The organism is Shinella curvata, from assembly GCF_022899935.1.
Classification (GTDB): Bacteria; Pseudomonadota; Alphaproteobacteria; order Rhizobiales; family Rhizobiaceae; genus Shinella; species Shinella curvata.
This window is the reverse complement of the sequence record NZ_JALJCJ010000006.1, coordinates 109448-124076: the sequence shown is the minus strand read 5'-3', so window position 1 is coordinate 124076 and position 14629 is coordinate 109448. Positions and strand designations below refer to the sequence as shown.

The 14629-nt window shown below is 62.8% G+C and carries 14 protein-coding genes; 7 read left to right on the top strand and 7 right to left on the bottom strand.

Annotated elements, in window-relative coordinates; genetic code table 11:
- Nucleotides 1–5 precede the first annotated feature (5 nt).
- From MUU55_RS21380 to MUU55_RS21360, 5 genes are all read right to left on the bottom strand, one after another.
- Nucleotides 6–962, bottom strand: coding sequence for an ABC transporter permease (locus tag MUU55_RS21380; RefSeq protein WP_244762808.1), 957 nt, complete (start codon nt 960–962; stop codon nt 6–8).
- Nucleotides 959–1936 (bottom strand): ABC transporter permease, encoded by a 978-nt coding sequence (locus MUU55_RS21375; protein WP_244762807.1) that lies wholly within the window; start codon nt 1934–1936, stop codon nt 959–961. The genes MUU55_RS21380 and MUU55_RS21375 overlap by 4 nt, the downstream gene beginning before the upstream one ends.
- A complete protein-coding gene (locus MUU55_RS21370) occupies nt 1933–2694 on the bottom strand; it encodes an ATP-binding cassette domain-containing protein (RefSeq protein ID WP_244762806.1) in 762 nt (253 codons plus the stop codon). Before MUU55_RS21370 ends, MUU55_RS21375 begins: the two co-directional genes overlap by 4 nt.
- Nucleotides 2687–3517 (bottom strand): ATP-binding cassette domain-containing protein, encoded by an 831-nt coding sequence (locus tag MUU55_RS21365; RefSeq protein WP_244762805.1) that lies wholly within the window; start codon nt 3515–3517, stop codon nt 2687–2689. Before MUU55_RS21365 ends, MUU55_RS21370 begins: the two co-directional genes overlap by 8 nt.
- Nucleotides 3518–3591: 74 nt before the next feature.
- Nucleotides 3592–4788 carry a substrate-binding domain-containing protein gene (locus tag MUU55_RS21360; protein ID WP_244762804.1) on the bottom strand — a complete coding sequence of 399 codons (1197 nt, stop codon included), beginning with the start codon at nt 4786–4788 and terminating at the stop codon, nt 3592–3594.
- 238 nt (nt 4789–5026) lie between these two features.
- On the opposite strand from MUU55_RS21360, the gene MUU55_RS21355 reads away from it, so the two are divergent.
- From MUU55_RS21355 to MUU55_RS21325, 7 genes are read left to right on the top strand one after another with little or no spacing between them, the layout of a single operon-like run.
- Nucleotides 5027–6220 carry a CaiB/BaiF CoA transferase family protein gene (locus tag MUU55_RS21355; protein ID WP_244762803.1) on the top strand — a complete coding sequence of 398 codons (1194 nt, stop codon included), beginning with the start codon at nt 5027–5029 and terminating at the stop codon, nt 6218–6220.
- A gap of 2 nt (nt 6221–6222) precedes the next feature.
- Entirely contained in the window at nt 6223–7371 is a 1149-nt protein-coding gene (locus MUU55_RS21350) for a type 2 periplasmic-binding domain-containing protein (RefSeq protein ID WP_244762802.1), read from the top strand.
- An 8-nt stretch (nt 7372–7379) separates the two neighbouring features.
- Nucleotides 7380–8150, top strand: a complete 771-nt coding sequence (locus tag MUU55_RS21345; protein ID WP_244762801.1) for an enoyl-CoA hydratase/isomerase family protein — start codon at nt 7380–7382, stop codon at nt 8148–8150.
- Between the two features lie 10 nt (nt 8151–8160).
- Entirely contained in the window at nt 8161–9117 is a 957-nt protein-coding gene (locus tag MUU55_RS21340; protein ID WP_244762800.1) for an ABC transporter permease, read from the top strand.
- A 23-nt stretch (nt 9118–9140) separates the two neighbouring features.
- Nucleotides 9141–10115 carry a sugar ABC transporter substrate-binding protein gene (locus MUU55_RS21335; protein WP_244762799.1) on the top strand — a complete coding sequence of 325 codons (975 nt, stop codon included), beginning with the start codon at nt 9141–9143 and terminating at the stop codon, nt 10113–10115.
- Nucleotides 10105–11640, top strand: coding sequence for a sugar ABC transporter ATP-binding protein (locus MUU55_RS21330; RefSeq protein ID WP_244762798.1), 1536 nt, complete (start codon nt 10105–10107; stop codon nt 11638–11640). Before MUU55_RS21335 ends, MUU55_RS21330 begins: the two co-directional genes overlap by 11 nt.
- Nucleotides 11641–11654: 14 nt before the next feature.
- Nucleotides 11655–12794: a fumarylacetoacetate hydrolase family protein gene (locus MUU55_RS21325; RefSeq protein WP_244763127.1), complete on the top strand. Its 1140-nt coding sequence runs from the start codon at nt 11655–11657 to the stop codon at nt 12792–12794.
- A 99-nt stretch (nt 12795–12893) separates the two neighbouring features.
- Here MUU55_RS21325 and MUU55_RS21320 read toward each other — a convergent pair whose 3' ends face one another.
- Nucleotides 12894–13181 carry an HAD hydrolase-like protein gene (locus MUU55_RS21320; protein WP_342346070.1) on the bottom strand — a complete coding sequence of 96 codons (288 nt, stop codon included), beginning with the start codon at nt 13179–13181 and terminating at the stop codon, nt 12894–12896.
- Between the two features lie 184 nt (nt 13182–13365).
- Nucleotides 13366–14625 carry an MFS transporter gene (locus MUU55_RS21315; protein ID WP_244762796.1) on the bottom strand — a complete coding sequence of 420 codons (1260 nt, stop codon included), beginning with the start codon at nt 14623–14625 and terminating at the stop codon, nt 13366–13368.
- Nucleotides 14626–14629: the final 4 nt, after the last annotated feature.

The window sequence follows — 14629 nt, the reverse complement described above, 5'->3', positions numbered from 1 at the left end:
TCTCCTCAGATCAGGTTGCGGATATGCTGGTCACGTCCATAGGCGGCGACGAGCAGCAGAATGAGAAGCCCAAGCGCGGACTGCACCAGAGCTTCCGAAAGGCCGAGGCCGATCAGCAGCGTGCGCAGCTCGACGAGCACGATGGCGCCGGCGACCGTGCCGACGAAGCCGCCGCGCCCGCCGATGAGCGCCGTGCCGCCGATCACCACCGCCGAAACGGTCTGGAACAGGTAGGGCGTGCCGACCGTCGCACTCGAAGAGCCGGTGAAGCCGACCAGCAGGATGCCGGCAAGAGCGGCGAAGACGGCGCTCAGCGCAAAGGTCGTCGTCCACATGGCGACGGGACGTACGAGAGCAAGTTCCGCCGCCTTCAGGTTAGAGCCGAGCGCATAGAGCCGGCGACCATAAACCGTTCGGTGCAGCACGAAGACGCAGCCGAGCGTGAGCGCCAGCGTGAACGGGATCAGCCAGGGGAATGGCAGGGGGCCGATTGTGCCGCCGAGCGACACAAAATCATTGATGAAAGGCGGTGCCGAGCCGGTGGGCAGGCCACGCGTCCACAGCTGCACGGCGGCCTGAACCACCGTGCCGACGCCGAGCGTGACGATCAGCGGGTGGATCGAGAGGCCGGCGGAAAGGGCGCCGGAGAGCGCGCCGATGGCAGCAGCACAGGCGATGACGATGAGGAAGGCAGGCAAGGCCGGCATGCCGCTCCCGTAAAGGCTGGCGAAGACGACATTGGCGAAGCCGATGATGAAAGGGATCGACAGGTCGATGCCGCCAAGGATCATGACGAGCGTCTGGCCAAGTGCGGCAATCGCCAGCAGCGATGCAAGGATCAGCATGGCGCGCACCGAAAACACACTGCCGAAGCCGGGAATGAGGATCGTTCCGAGCAGGAATACGATGATCACGCCGATGAAGGCGATCACGGCGCGGTTGGAGAAGAGGGCGGTCGTCATCGGCTGGCCCTCTTGGTCTGGAACCTTGCTTTGAGTTTTTCGGAGTTGAGGCAAACGGCAAGCACCAGCACGACGCCATAGGCGGCCTGCAGCATGAAGGTGGAGACGTTGAAGGATGTCAGCACGTTCTGCAGCAGGAAGATATCGGCTGCACCGATAAAGGCCGCCGCCAGCCCGCCGACGCCGCCGGCAAGACTGACGCCGCCGAGGGCGGCCGCTGCAATGGCGATCAGCGTATAGCCGGGGCCGATATTGGGGTCACCGGAGCCGATCAACGCGGTCAGTGCAAGGGCTGCGACACCGGCGACGAGGCCGGAAAATACATAGGCGAAGAAGCGGATGACCGGGACGTTCACTCCGGCGGTAAACGCTGCGCGGTCATCGCTGCCGACGGCCATCAGAAGCTCGTAGAACGGCAGCCGCTTGAAGAAGAGCCATGCGATGATGACGATGCCGACGGGTATGAAGGACAGCGGACCGGCAAGAGCGGACAGCCATGCCGGCACGGTGCCGGACGGCGAGGGCAGAATGGAGAGTGCAAGCCCGCTGTAGATGAGATACGTGGCGAGCGTCGCGACGATCGGCTGAATGCGCAGGATCGCAGCCAGAAAGCCGTTCAGGGCGCCGGAGGCAAGCCCGAGCATGAGCGCGGCCGGAACGATGATCCAGGGCGAGGAAATGCCGAGATCGCCGATGACCACTTTGACGAGGATGACGTTGATAAGGCCCATCAGGGGGCCGACCGAGACATCGATCGAGCCGCGACCGGCCAGAAACGGCAGTGTCGTCGCCATGGTTGCAAGGATCATCGGAGCGGCAAGGCCGAGCACGGTCGGCCAGTTTACCGGCGAGAACCGAACGGGGTTCAGTGCGGCGTTGAGCAGAACGAGCACGACGAAAAGGATCGCCGCAAGACGCGTCTCGCTGCGCGCCCAGAAGCGCGGCTTGTGAAAATTCATCGGTTCAGCGCTCATGCGCGCTCTCCTTCCTGACCGAACATGGCAGCCATGACGCGCTCCATCGACATGGAATCGCGATCGAGAACCGTGCTGCATTCGAAATCCCGGAAGATCGAGACCGTGTCGCAAAGTGTGAGGATTTCCTCGATCTCGCTTGAGAGAATGACGAGGGCGATGCCGCTCTCGGCCGCGAGCTTACGGAACGCTTCGTAAAACTTCAGACGGGTGTTGAGATCGACACCGCGGGTCGGGTCGTTGAGCAGCATGACGCGGGGCTTGAGTGCAAGCAGGCGCGCCAGCAATACCTTCTGCTGGTTGCCGCCACTGAGCGCGGAAATCGGCGCATCTGCCGAGGGATAGCGGATCGACAGGAAGTCCGTATAGGCGGCGAGTTCGTCTTTCAGGCGCTTGCGGTTGAGAATGCCGGCCAGCGAAAAACGCGGCATGGACGGGATTGCGAAATTGTCGAGCACGGAGAGCACGGGAAAGATGCCGGTCGCACGCCGGTCGCGCGGCAGGTAGACGACGCCATGGCGCGCCGCCTCGTAGTGGTCGCGATAGAAGAGCGGACCGCGATCGGTCGTCTCGACGGTGATTGCGCCTTCCCGGTATCGTCCGAGGCCGGCCAGTGCCAAGAGGAATTGCTCCTGGCCATGGCCTTCGAGGCCGGCGATACCGGTGATCTCGCCGGCACGGATGGCGCCCGACAGTGGCGCCCGTCCGGGGGCGAGCACGAGGTCGTCGTAGCGCAAAAGGATCGTATCGTCAGGCATGGATCGCCGCCTCCGGGGCCATGAGCTTGAGGAGCCTCTCGGCGGTAATGCCGTCTCTCTCGAGCGTTTCGACGATGTGTCCGCTTCTGAGTACGGTGACGCGATCGGAAAGGCGGCGCACCTCTTCAAGACGGTGCGAGATGAAGATGACGATGTTGCCGGCAGCGGCATAGTTTTCGATCGCATCGAAGACAAGATCGCGGTCGGCATAGTCGAGGGCGGCCGTCGCCTCGTCGAGCAGCAGGATGGACGGCAGGCGCACGAGCGCGCGGGCGAGAACGATGAGTTGCTGGCTGGCGAGCGGCAGTTCACCCGCAGGGGCGGACAGTGGAATGGGGAAGCGGGAGATTTCGGCGAGCAGCGCCTGTGCAAGCGGCGCGCGTGCGGATTTCTCGATCCGCCGCCTCAGCGGTCCGTCATAGCCGAGAAAGATGTTTTCGACGACGGTGCGATGCGGCGCGATCAGCACCTCCTGAAATACCGTGGAGAGGCCCAGTTCGTGCATGTCGTGCGGCGTGCGCGGGCTGATGGCGCGGCCGTTCAGGGCGATCGTCCCCTCGCTTGGCGACACGACGCCCGAGAGGATCTTGAGCATCGTGCTCTTTCCCGAGCCGTTCTCGCCAAGGATCGTGTGGATGCCGGGCTTGAACGTAACGGATGCGTCGCTCAGTGCCAGCGTCTCGCCATAGCGTTTGGTCAGGTGGCTGACCGTCAGTTCGACAGTATCCCCGCGCGAGGGCGCGGCCCCGCCGTTCCCGGTGACAACGCGGTGGATGCGTGATGTCGCGACCATTCCGGATTGCGGATGTGTCGTAGCAAGCATGCGGGACGGCCTTCTCATTGCCAAACGCGAAACGACCACCGCCGGCGGGCCGGCGGTGGTCACCATTCAGGCGATTATTTCGCGCAGGAGGCCGGGACCTTGGCGAAATCGTAAAGCGGGGTTGCCTGACCGTTCGAGAAGTAGCCGTTGAGCAGTTCTTCCGGGAAGGGATCCTGCGGCGGAATCGGGAAGATCGCGGCCGAATCCGGCTTCATGCAGTCCTTGTACCAGGTCGGCAGATCAGCCTGCGTGATGGTGGGCATCGGCGCGATGATCGTGTTTACGATCGGCTTCTGGCCTTCGATGATGCGGAGCGCGACACGGAAGGCATTCTGTGCAGCGACATGCGGCGAGACCTCGCCGCCGTAGAATTTGAAGCTGTCCTCGTTCTCATGCCAGAAGCCGAGTGCATCTCCCGAAATGGAGCCTGCGATCAGCGGCAGGGGCCGGCCCGCCTGCTGGAAGGCCTCTGCGATGAAACGCGCCTCGCTGCCCGTGGACCACACCGCATCGATCTGCTGCGGCGTCGTTGCCAGCGCCTGAAGAACGGCGGATTTCGTGGTCGTGCCAGTCCATTCGCCGCTGACCTTGCGGGCAATCGTCAGGTTGCCGCTTTCGGCCACGGCCTTGTCGAGACCGGCATTTTCCTGCTGAACCAGCGGGTGACCGGAAATTCCCTCGACCTGCAGGATTGCACCGCCGTTGGGCAGCGCCTCGGCGATGCCCTTGCCCATCTGGTAACCCCAGAGGTTCTGGTTGTGCATGACATTGATTGCTGCGGGCGTCGTTACCGCGCCTGCGGATGTGATGACGGGAATGCCTGCCTTCTGCGCGTCCTCGATGACGGCATTGAGCGCCGTCGACGAACCGGCAATCGTGGTGATGACCGAGCAGCCGCGTTCGATGAAGGAGCGGATCTGCGAGATCTGCTGCGTGGCGTCGCCGTTCGAGTCGGAGACGATGAATTCCGAGACGGCGCCGGCTTCCTTGGCGCCGTTGACGAGGCGGGCAAGTTCATCGTTGAACGTCACGCGCCAGGGGTTGCCCATATAGGATTCCGAATGGCACCAGCGCCACGGCTTGGCCGGCGCCTTGAATTCGCCCAGCGCGGCCGGTGCTACGTCGACGGCCTCGGTGTAGAGCGCGCGCACATTCTCCGGCAGCGCCTGAAGCGCGTCGGACCGGGCATCCGCGTAAGCGGGAACTGCGGCAGACGAAAGCAGCGCAGCGGCAAGCAAGCTCAGGCGAAAGCCTGACTGAAACGTCTTCATCGATTTCCTCCTCCAACGGCACTGCGGCCGCTCCACCTTTACCAATGAATTATCTATTCATCATTTGAGCGATGGTCAATACCAAAGTTAGCGCTCATCAAGTTGCGGGTAGCGGAAACCATCCTGGGCAAACAAACGGCAAGTGACAACTCAAAAATAGTTAGCGCTAACTCTAGACAGGGCGAATTTATCCGATAAGTTGCGGCCAATTTGAGGACTTGCAGGAGAGCGACCGCATATGGGTGTTTTGTCGGGTATCAGGGTTTTGGATTGCTCCATCGCCATGGCGGGGCCGTTTGCGGCCCAGCGGCTGGGCGATCTGGGTGCCGATGTGGTCAAGGTGGAGCCTACGACTGGAGAATGGCAGCGTCATGTGGCGGCTGGCGGCGCGGGCGGCAATCGCGTCAATGTCTCGTTTCTGTCGCTCAACCGCAACAAGCGTTCGCTTGCCGTTGATCTCAAGTCGGAAGCCGGCAAGAAGGTTCTGCTGGATCTCGTGAAGACCGCCGACGTCTTCCTGCAGAACTATCGTCCCGGTGTCGCCAAGCGCCTGGGTGTTGATTACGAAACGCTGTCGAAGATTAATCCGCGCCTCGTCTATGTGTCGATGTCCGGTTATGGCGAGGATGGCCCCTATGTGAATCGTCCTGGACAGGATCTCGTTCTCCAGGGCATGTCCGGCGCCATGCTGTCGGCCGGACGCGAGGGCGAGCCGCCGACGGCCGCAGGCCAGTATCTCGTCGATGCGATCACCGCCTACACGGCCTTCGAAGGGGCGCTCGCAGCGCTGTTTCATCGCGAACGGACCGGTGAGGGGCAGCTCGTTCAGGTCAACATGCTGGATGCCATCACGACGATCCAGATGCAGGAGTTGTCCGTCTATACGGTGGGCGGCAAGCCGCAGCAGCGCTCCGCAGAGCCGCATGCACATGTCTATATCCGCGCACCCTACGGCGCTTTCGCTACCAGCGATGGCTTCATCATCGTCGCCTTCCCCAAGTTGAAAACGCTGGGTGAAGTGATCGGTGAGGACAGTTTCCTGACGATGGACGACGAGGTCGATACCTGGGCGCGGCGCGACGAAATCTTCGCCAAGACCCGCGACCGGCTGAAAACCAGGACTTCGGCCGAATGGCTCGACCTGCTGCGCGCTGCCGATATCTGGTGCGGCCCCGTCTACGGCTATGCCGATCTCGTCGAGGACGAGCAGATCAAGCACAACGGCACCTTCGTCGATTACGACCATCCGACCGAAGGCCGAGTCAAGACGCCGGGCTTCCCGATCAAGTTCTCGAAGACCCCCTCCACCGTCGAGCGCGGTGCGCCTGTCACCGGCCAGCACACGCAGGAAATCCTGAAGGAGGCCGGTTACGATGACGCGACGATCGCCTCGCTCGTGGAAAACGGCGCCGTCGCGAAGGGGACGATCTGACCATGGCGACGATCAAGGCCCTGACCTGGGACCATCCGCGCGGCTTCAATGCGCTCGCCGCTGCCGCACGGCGCGACGAGGTGATCGCCGCCGGCCTCGATATCCAATGGGACAAGCAGCCGCTCGAAGGCTTCGAGTCGCACCCGATCGCCGATCTCTGCGCGCGTTACGATCTCGTCGTGATCGATCATCCGCATGTCGGTGAAGCCGTTAGCGGCGACTGCCTGCAATCGCTCGAAAGCGTGTTCGGCGCCGATGTGGTCGAGGCGCTCGGCGCTGAAAGCATCGGGCCGTCGCTGTCGAGCTACCACTATGCCGGGAAGCATTGGGCGCTGCCGCTCGATGCCGCAACGCAGGTGATGGCGTTGCGCGCCGATCTCGTCGACGGCGGGGCGCCGGAGACATGGGCGGCAGTCGCCGATCTCTCCCGCCGCACCGGCAAGGTTGCGCTCTCGCTGGCAGGGCCGCATGCGGTCCTGAGCTTCCTGTCTATTGCTGCCGCCTATGGCGAGCCGCCCGCTGAGGCGGACCCGGATGTCCTCGTTTCCAGCGAGACCGGAACGATCGTCTATGAACTGATGGCGGAGCTGGCGTCGCTGAGCCCGCGTGTCGTCAGGGACAAGAACCCGATCGGCATTCTCGGCCATATGGCCGCTTTCGACGATGTGATGCTATGCCCGCTCATCTATGGCTATGTGAACTATTCGGCCCCCGACGCCGGCAAGCCGGTCACCTTCGCGGATGCGCCGCGTCGCGTCGCCGGCGGTCGTCCCGGATCCACGCTCGGCGGAACCGGTATCGGCATCTCGAAGCGTTGCGATCCGAGCCCGGAACTCAAGGCGCATTTGCTCTGGCTGATGAGCCGCGAGGCACAGATCCATTTCATTCCAGCCCATGATGGCCAGCCTTCGCGGCGCGAGGCCTGGTTCGACAATGGCGTCAACCGGCGCTGGAACGGTTTCTACCGCCAGACGGCCGAGACGATCGAGGCGGCTTATGTGCGCCCCCGCCACGATGGCTACATCGCCTTCCAGAGCAGGGCATCTGCCCTCTTGCGCGACGCATTCGAAGCAAAGGCGGCGGCCGCGAGCGTGCTTGCCCAACTGCAGGACCTCTACCGCGCCCATCGGCGTGGCGGTGAGGAGCGATAGGAGACGACATGACGGAGGAGATCCTTTTCGAGGTGGATGGCGCGATCGCGACCATCACCCTGAACCGCCCGGCCAAACTGAACGCGGTCACGCCTGAAATGGCGGATGCCATCGTGGCGGCGGTTCGGGAATGTAACGACAGCGATACGATCCGCTGCGTCATCCTGACGGGGGCCGGCGAGCGTGCGTTTTGCGCAGGCTCCGATATCCGCGAACTCGATACCTACGAGACACCCTGGCAGTTCCGCAACCGTGAAGACTATTGCGACGCCATCCATGCGCTGTTGAAGCCGACCATTGCCGCCGTCAACGGCTATGCCTTCGGCGGAGGGCTGGAGACGGCCATGGCCTGCGATATCCGCATCGCATCCTCGAATGCCCAGTTTGCCGCGCCTGAAATCAAGCTCGGCTGGATCGGCGGCGGGGGCATGGCGGCAGGTCTCGCCCATTCGATTGGTCCGTCGAATGCGGCGTTGATGATCATGACGGGCGATCCCGTCAGTGCCGAGAAGGCGCAGCAATGGGGCCTCGTCAGCGATGTGGTGAGCTCCGCGCAACTGCTGCCGCGGGCACGCGAAATCGCGGAGACGATCGCTTCCCGCGCACCGATCGCGGCGGAAACCGCCAAGCTCAATCTCAAGGCCGCAGCCTCGATGCCGCATGAAAAGGCTGTCGAATACGAGCGCGATCTCCAGACGATCTGCTTTGCCACCGCCGACGCGCAGGAAGGCCGTCAGGCCTTCAAGGAAAAGCGCCCGCCAGTCTTCCGGCGGCGATAGGAGAAGACGCATGAACACGGGTCTTGTCGCGCTCAAGCGTCTCGGACGCCACCGCGAAGCATCGGTTCTGCTGATGCTGTTGGTGGTTGCCGTCTATCTTTCCTTTGCCAGCGAGTATTTTCTGGCCCCGCGCAATCTTTTGAACGTTGGCCGGCAGGCCTCGGTCGTCGCCATCGTGGCGCTCGGCCAGGCGCTGGTCATCATCGGCCGTGGCATCGATCTGTCGGTCGGTTCGGTGATCGGTCTGTCCGCCGTGGTCGCGGCCGTCGTCATCCGGGACACGGGGCTTGAAAGCGTCGGCCTCTTCGCGGGCCTGCTCACCGGCCTTTGCTGCGGCATCGTCAACGGCCTGCTCTATACACGGCTGAAGATCAATCCGTTCATCGCGACCCTCGGCACGCTGTCGGTCGCGCGCGGCATCGCGCTGTTGATGACGGGCGGCATTCCCGTGCCGATGGGTGGTATTGCTGAATTCGTCGGTGCGGGTCGCATTGCGGGCATCCCGGTGTCCTTCCTGCTGATGATTGTGCTCGCCATCGCCGTGCATGTCTTTTCCGTGCGCACCGTACGGGGCCGCGAAATCTACGCGATCGGCGACAACCCGAAGGCCTCGCGTCTCGCCGGTGTCGATCTCAAGGCAACGCGCCTCTTCATTTTCGCTTTCTGCGGCCTGCTTGCCGGTCTCGGGGGGATCATCCTGTCCGGCAACCTCGCCAGCGCCGACCCCAATCTCGGCGTCGGCTACGAGCTCGACGTCATCGCCGCCGTCATCCTCGGCGGTACGGCGCTCAGTGGCGGGCGCGGCTCGATTGCCGGTGTCGTCATCGGTGCGCTGCTGATGGCGCTGCTCAACAATGCTTTCGTGCTGCTCGGCATTTCCGCCTACTGGCAGGTCGTCACCAAGGGTCTGGTGATCATCTTCGCCGTGGCATTGGACGGCCTGCAGCGCGGCGGTGAAGACGAGTGATCAACCCTGTGGAGGAGAAGAACATGATCAGCAAAATCACGAAACTGACGGCTGCGGCCGCCTTCGGTCTGGCATCGGTACTGTCGGTTGCGAATGCGGCGGAGCCGCCGAAGGGCGGCACGGTCGCCGCTGTGGAAAACACGAAGGGACCTATCAAGATCGCCTTCCTTTCCTTCCAGAACAATCCGTTCTGGACGCCGGTGACCGATGGCGCCAAGGCCGCCAACGACTATCTGAAGGGCTTCAACGCCACGGTCGATTTCGTCGATCTCGGCAACGAACTCTCTGCCGAAGCCGTTGTCGCCGGCATCGAAGGCGCACTCGCCAAGCAGTATAACGGCATCGTCGTCGTTCCGATCTTCGATGGCACGGCGCGCATCATCAACGAAGCGACGGAAGCCGGCGTGCCGGTCTTCAACATCGTTGCGGAAGGCGCTGCGCCCTCCGAACGCCTCGCCTTCATCGGTCAGGACGCGACATCGGCCGGCGAACAGATCGGCAAATTCATCCAGGAAAAGATGAACGGCAAAGGCAAGCTCGGCGTCATCACCGGTTACTTCGGTGCCACGCAACATACACAGCGCATGAACGGCGCGGTCGATTATCTCAAGGCAAACGCTCCCGACATTCAGATCGTTGGCCCGTTCGAGAACAAGGACAAGGCGGAAGAGGCCTATTCGCTGGTTCAGGACATGATGACGTCCAATCCCGATCTGTCGATGGTCTATGTCACGGCGGGTGGCCCATTCGGCGCCGCAAAGGCTGTCAAGGATCTCGGGCTGACCGGCAAGGTCGGCGTTGTCGGCTTCGACCACACGCCCGACAACATGCAGTATCTGAAGACCGGCGAGATGGTCGGCCTGCTCGATCAGGCGCCCTACCAGCAGGCGCTCGATGCCAGCGTCATGCTCTACAACTACCTCGTCGCCGGCACTGAGCCGCCTGCCAAGGTCATTCCCGTCGTCGGTAACCTGCTGACCCCCGCCGATGCCAAGTAACATCGTTGAAAATGCGACCGGCGCTTCTCGCGCCGGTCAGCCGCTCGTTCGCGCCCGCGGGGTGGCCAAGGCCTTTTCCGGCAATGCGGTCCTGCATTCCGTCGATCTGGACCTCTATCCGGGCGAGGTGGTCGGGCTGCTAGGTGAGAACGGTGCCGGAAAGTCGACGCTGATGCATATATTGTCGGGCGGCCTTGTCGCCGATTCCGGCACGATCGATCTTGCCGGCGAGCCTGTTCGCTTCGGCAATGTCAGTGACGGAATTTCCGCCGGCATCAGCTTCGTCCACCAGGAGCTCTCCGTCGTCGGGGCACTTTCGGTTGCGGAAAACCTCTATCTCGGGCGCTTTCCGCGCACGCCGCTCGGCTTTGTCGACAAGGTGCTGATGCGCGCCTCATCGAAGGCCTTGCTGGAGCGTGTCGGGGCCGGCGCCCTGGACCCGGCGCGGGAGGCGGGCTCGCTTCGTGCCGGCGAGCAACAACTGATCGAGATCGCCAAGGCGGCCGGGCGACAGCCGCGCCTGCTGATCCTTGACGAGCCGACGTCTTCGCTTACACCGCACGAGGTGGAAAGCTTCTTTTCATACGTGCGAAATGCGCGGGAGGCAGGCACCGCGATCATCTTCATCACGCACCGTCTGGAGGAGGCGCTCGGTCTCTGCGACCGTCTGGTGGTTCTGCGCAACGGCGCCATCGTCAGCGAGCGCAAGCCGGCCGAAACGAGCCGGGAACAACTGATCGCCGACATGACGGGCAAACCGGCGATCTACGACTATAAGCCGCGTGCCATTGATGAGAACGCCGTCGCACTGTCGTTGCGCAACGTTTCCGATGGTGTGCATATCGAGGATATCAGCCTGGAGGTGCGCCGCGGCGAGGTTCTCGGCCTGTTCGGTCTTGTCGGAGCCGGGCGCACGGAGCTTCTGGATGTGATCCATGGCGTTCGGCCGCTGAAATCCGGGTATCTTACGCTTAACAAGCGGACTTTCTCACCGCGCGATCCAAGCGAGGCTGTGAAAAGCGGCGTGGTACTGGTGCCGGAGGGGCGCAAGACGGCAGGAATCCTGCCGCAGCATTCCGTGCGCGACAATGCGGCCATTTCGAGCCTGAGGCGCTTCGCCAGTCGGTTCTTCTCGGATCGCAGCGGGGAGGCCAGTCGCATAGCGGCCTTCACCAAAAGCCTCGGCATTCGAATGGCGAACGACATGCAGCCGATCTCGACGCTGTCGGGCGGCAATCAACAGAAGGTCATTTTCGCCCGCGCGCTCATGGCCGAGCCGCAATTGCTGCTTCTCGACGAACCGACGCATGGCGTGGACGTGGGCGCAAAGGCTGATCTCTACACCATCATCGCGCAGGCCGCCGAACGGGGCTTGACCGTGCTCATGGCCTCGTCCGAGGTGCCGGAAATTCTCGCCCTTTGTGATCGAGTCGCGGTCCTGTCGAAGGGGCGGCTTGCCGGCATTCTCGAGCGTAGCGAGATGAGTGAAGACCGCATACTGACATTGGCTTTCAGGGAGCATTGATCGTCGTGACCGATATTATTTCAAGCTTTGCAACAGGATGTTTCATCGGCCGGGCGTGGTCGCCGGACGTGGATGGGCCGGTCGTTGTGACGATCCGCGACGGTCGTCTCTACGATATCACTGCGAAGGGCTGTGCTACCGTTCGGGATATTTTGGAACTGGAGGCGCCGGCGGATTTCGTCCGCAATGCGCAAGGCCGCGATCTCGGCTCTCTGGAAAGCCTGCTGTCGCTGAGCGAGCCGGACGGCTCCCGGCTTCATCTGCTTGCGCCGATCGATTTCCAGGCGATCAAGGCCTGCGGTGTCACCTTCGCCCGCTCGATGATCGAGCGGGTCATCGAGGAACGTGCGGCGGGCAATCCCGAGCGTGCAGCAAACATCCGTGAGAAGGTTTCGCAGATCATCGGCGCCAGCCTTCGCGATCTGAGGGCGGGATCGGAAGACGCCCAGAGGGTAAAGTCCGCGCTGATCGAGGAAGGCCTGTGGTCGCAATATCTCGAAGTCGGCATCGGTCCGGACGCCGAGGTCTTCACGAAATCGCAGATCATGTCTTCCGTTGGCGCGGGTGCCGCCGTTGGCCTGCATCCGATTTCGAAGTGGAACAATCCCGAGCCGGAAATCGTGCTTGCGGTGGATAGCGAAGGTCGCGTCAAGGGTGCAACCCTCGGCAATGACGTGAACTTGCGCGATGTGGAGGGGCGCTCGGCCCTGCTGCTGGGCAAGGCCAAGGACAACAACGCCTCTTGCTCGATTGGCCCGTTCATCCGCCTGTTCGACGAAACCTATACGATCGATGATGTGCGCAATGCCGAGCTGGACCTGCGCGTCGAGGGCAAGGACGGTTTTGTGCTGCTTGGAAAGAGTTCGATGAAGGAGATCAGCCGCGATCCGCTGGATCTCGTGGCCCAGACGCGCGGTGCCCATCATCAGTATCCGGACGGCTTCGTTCTGTTTCTCGGCACGCTGTTCGCCCCGGTCGAGGACCGCGGCGCGCCCGGACAGGGCTTTACGCACAAGGTCGGCGACGTCGTGACGATTTCCAACGACAAGCTCGGCGCGCTCGTCAATACGGTGAAGCTCGCAACGGAATGCCCGCCTTGGGTTTTCGGAGCTTCGCATCTGATGCGCAACCTTGCCTCGCGCAATCTCCTGTAGAGCCTAGCTGCATGATGCCGGCGATGTGCCGGCATCATGTATGGACAGGATCAGCGTTTCCGCCGACGCGCGTGATCCGCGCGAACGCTTACCTGGCATTCATAGTGTTAAGCGCTCCATCAGAAAATCCGGAGGCGCCCCGTGTTCTCCGGAGAGACGCGCAAGGTCGTCTTCAGAACGGGTCGCAAGCACACCCGTTCGAACAAGGCGCGACGCGAGGCCCGCGCCGGCGGCGCCTGCAATGTCGTGTTCGATGCTGTCTCCGATGAAGACAATCCGATCCGCGGCGATGCTAGAAACCAGGGATTGGGCGTGACGGTATATTGCGGGATGGGGTTTGCCGAACATGCGGACCGGGCCCCCGAGTGCTTCATATGCAAGTGCGATGCTGCGGGCGGGGTCTTGAGACGGCGCGTCTCAAGGGTGAGCTCGTTCGCCAAGCCCACCTGCCGGCGTAGTAAATGGGAATACGGAAATAGGCCCTCGGGCTCACACACGATAATCGTATCCTTGGCGGGCAGTAGGCCGTTTTTCGACCCGACTTCCGTGCCCGCAGGTTCAAGACGTCTCTTCAATCGGACGTCCCGAACCGCCGCAACAGGCCTGCGGCCGCTGAGAACAGAACGATCAGCGTGCCGTAGCCCAGCGCTGTTGATGTCAGACCAAAGGCACCGACGGCCATGCCGGCCAACAGGGCGGGCAGACCGAAGGCGAGATAGCTCAGCGTGAACAGCGCGGCAAAAAGTTCGCCGCGCTCGTCCGGGCGCACGGTCGGAACGATTGACCGCAGCACCCCGTAGAAGCAAGTGCCAAAACCCGTTCCGGCAATCGCGAGCGCAGCGAGATAGGCGGGGAGCGATTGCCACGCGATTGCGACAAGCGTGAGTGCGGTGCCGACGGAGAGCGCCGCTGTTCCATACAGGGTTACCTGTCGCGACGTGTGCCCGCGTGCGATATAGCAGGCGAGGGCACCCGGAGCGCAGAGCAGCGCGATCACGCCGGCCTGGGTCAGATGATCCTGCGCATCGAAAACGTGCCGGACGATCGGTGCGCCGAGCGAGAGATAAAGGCCGCCCGTCGCCCAGCCGGCGATCACCGCCGGGGCGCTGCGCCAGAAAGGTTTGGCAGCGGTTGCGGGTATGCCGATCCGTGGTTTAAGCGAGGCCCAGACACCTTCATGCCGCGGTGCGGTCTCGGGAATAAACCAGATCACGGCGGCAAACAGTGCATAGGCCGCGACGAACGTGCCGAACACGTCGGCCTCCGCCATCGGCGTGATGTCCATCAAAATGCCCGCTACCAGAGCACCCACGGCAAGTCCGCCCAGCGGAATGACCGAGTTCCAGATGGAAGCACTGCCGGGCCTTTCTTTCGGCTCGAGATCGACCACGGTCGCAGACAGCGCGGAGAGAAGCAGGCCGGCCGCGACACCTTGCAATGCGCGGGCCATCATCAATCCAGCCACATCGTCCGCCTGCCAGAACAGCAACAGGCTCAATGCCATCAGACCGAAACCGGCCGAGATGACTGGTCGCCGGCCGACATGGTCCGACAGCGAGCCCGTGATGAGCAGGGAAGCCAGGAGCGCAACGGTATAGACCGCGAAGATGCCGGTCAGCATTGCCGGTGAGAAGCCGATCTCTTGCTGCAGCAAGGGATAGAACGGCGAGGGTGCGCTCGCACCCGCCATCATTACCGCCATGCCCGAGAGCGTGATGCGGAAGCCCGCAAGGCTGCGCAGCGGTATGGAGAGTGTCGTATCGGTCACGGCGCACCTGATGGTTCGAATAATTTCGAACCAATCTCTACTATCAATCTGCTGACGGTTCAACTAA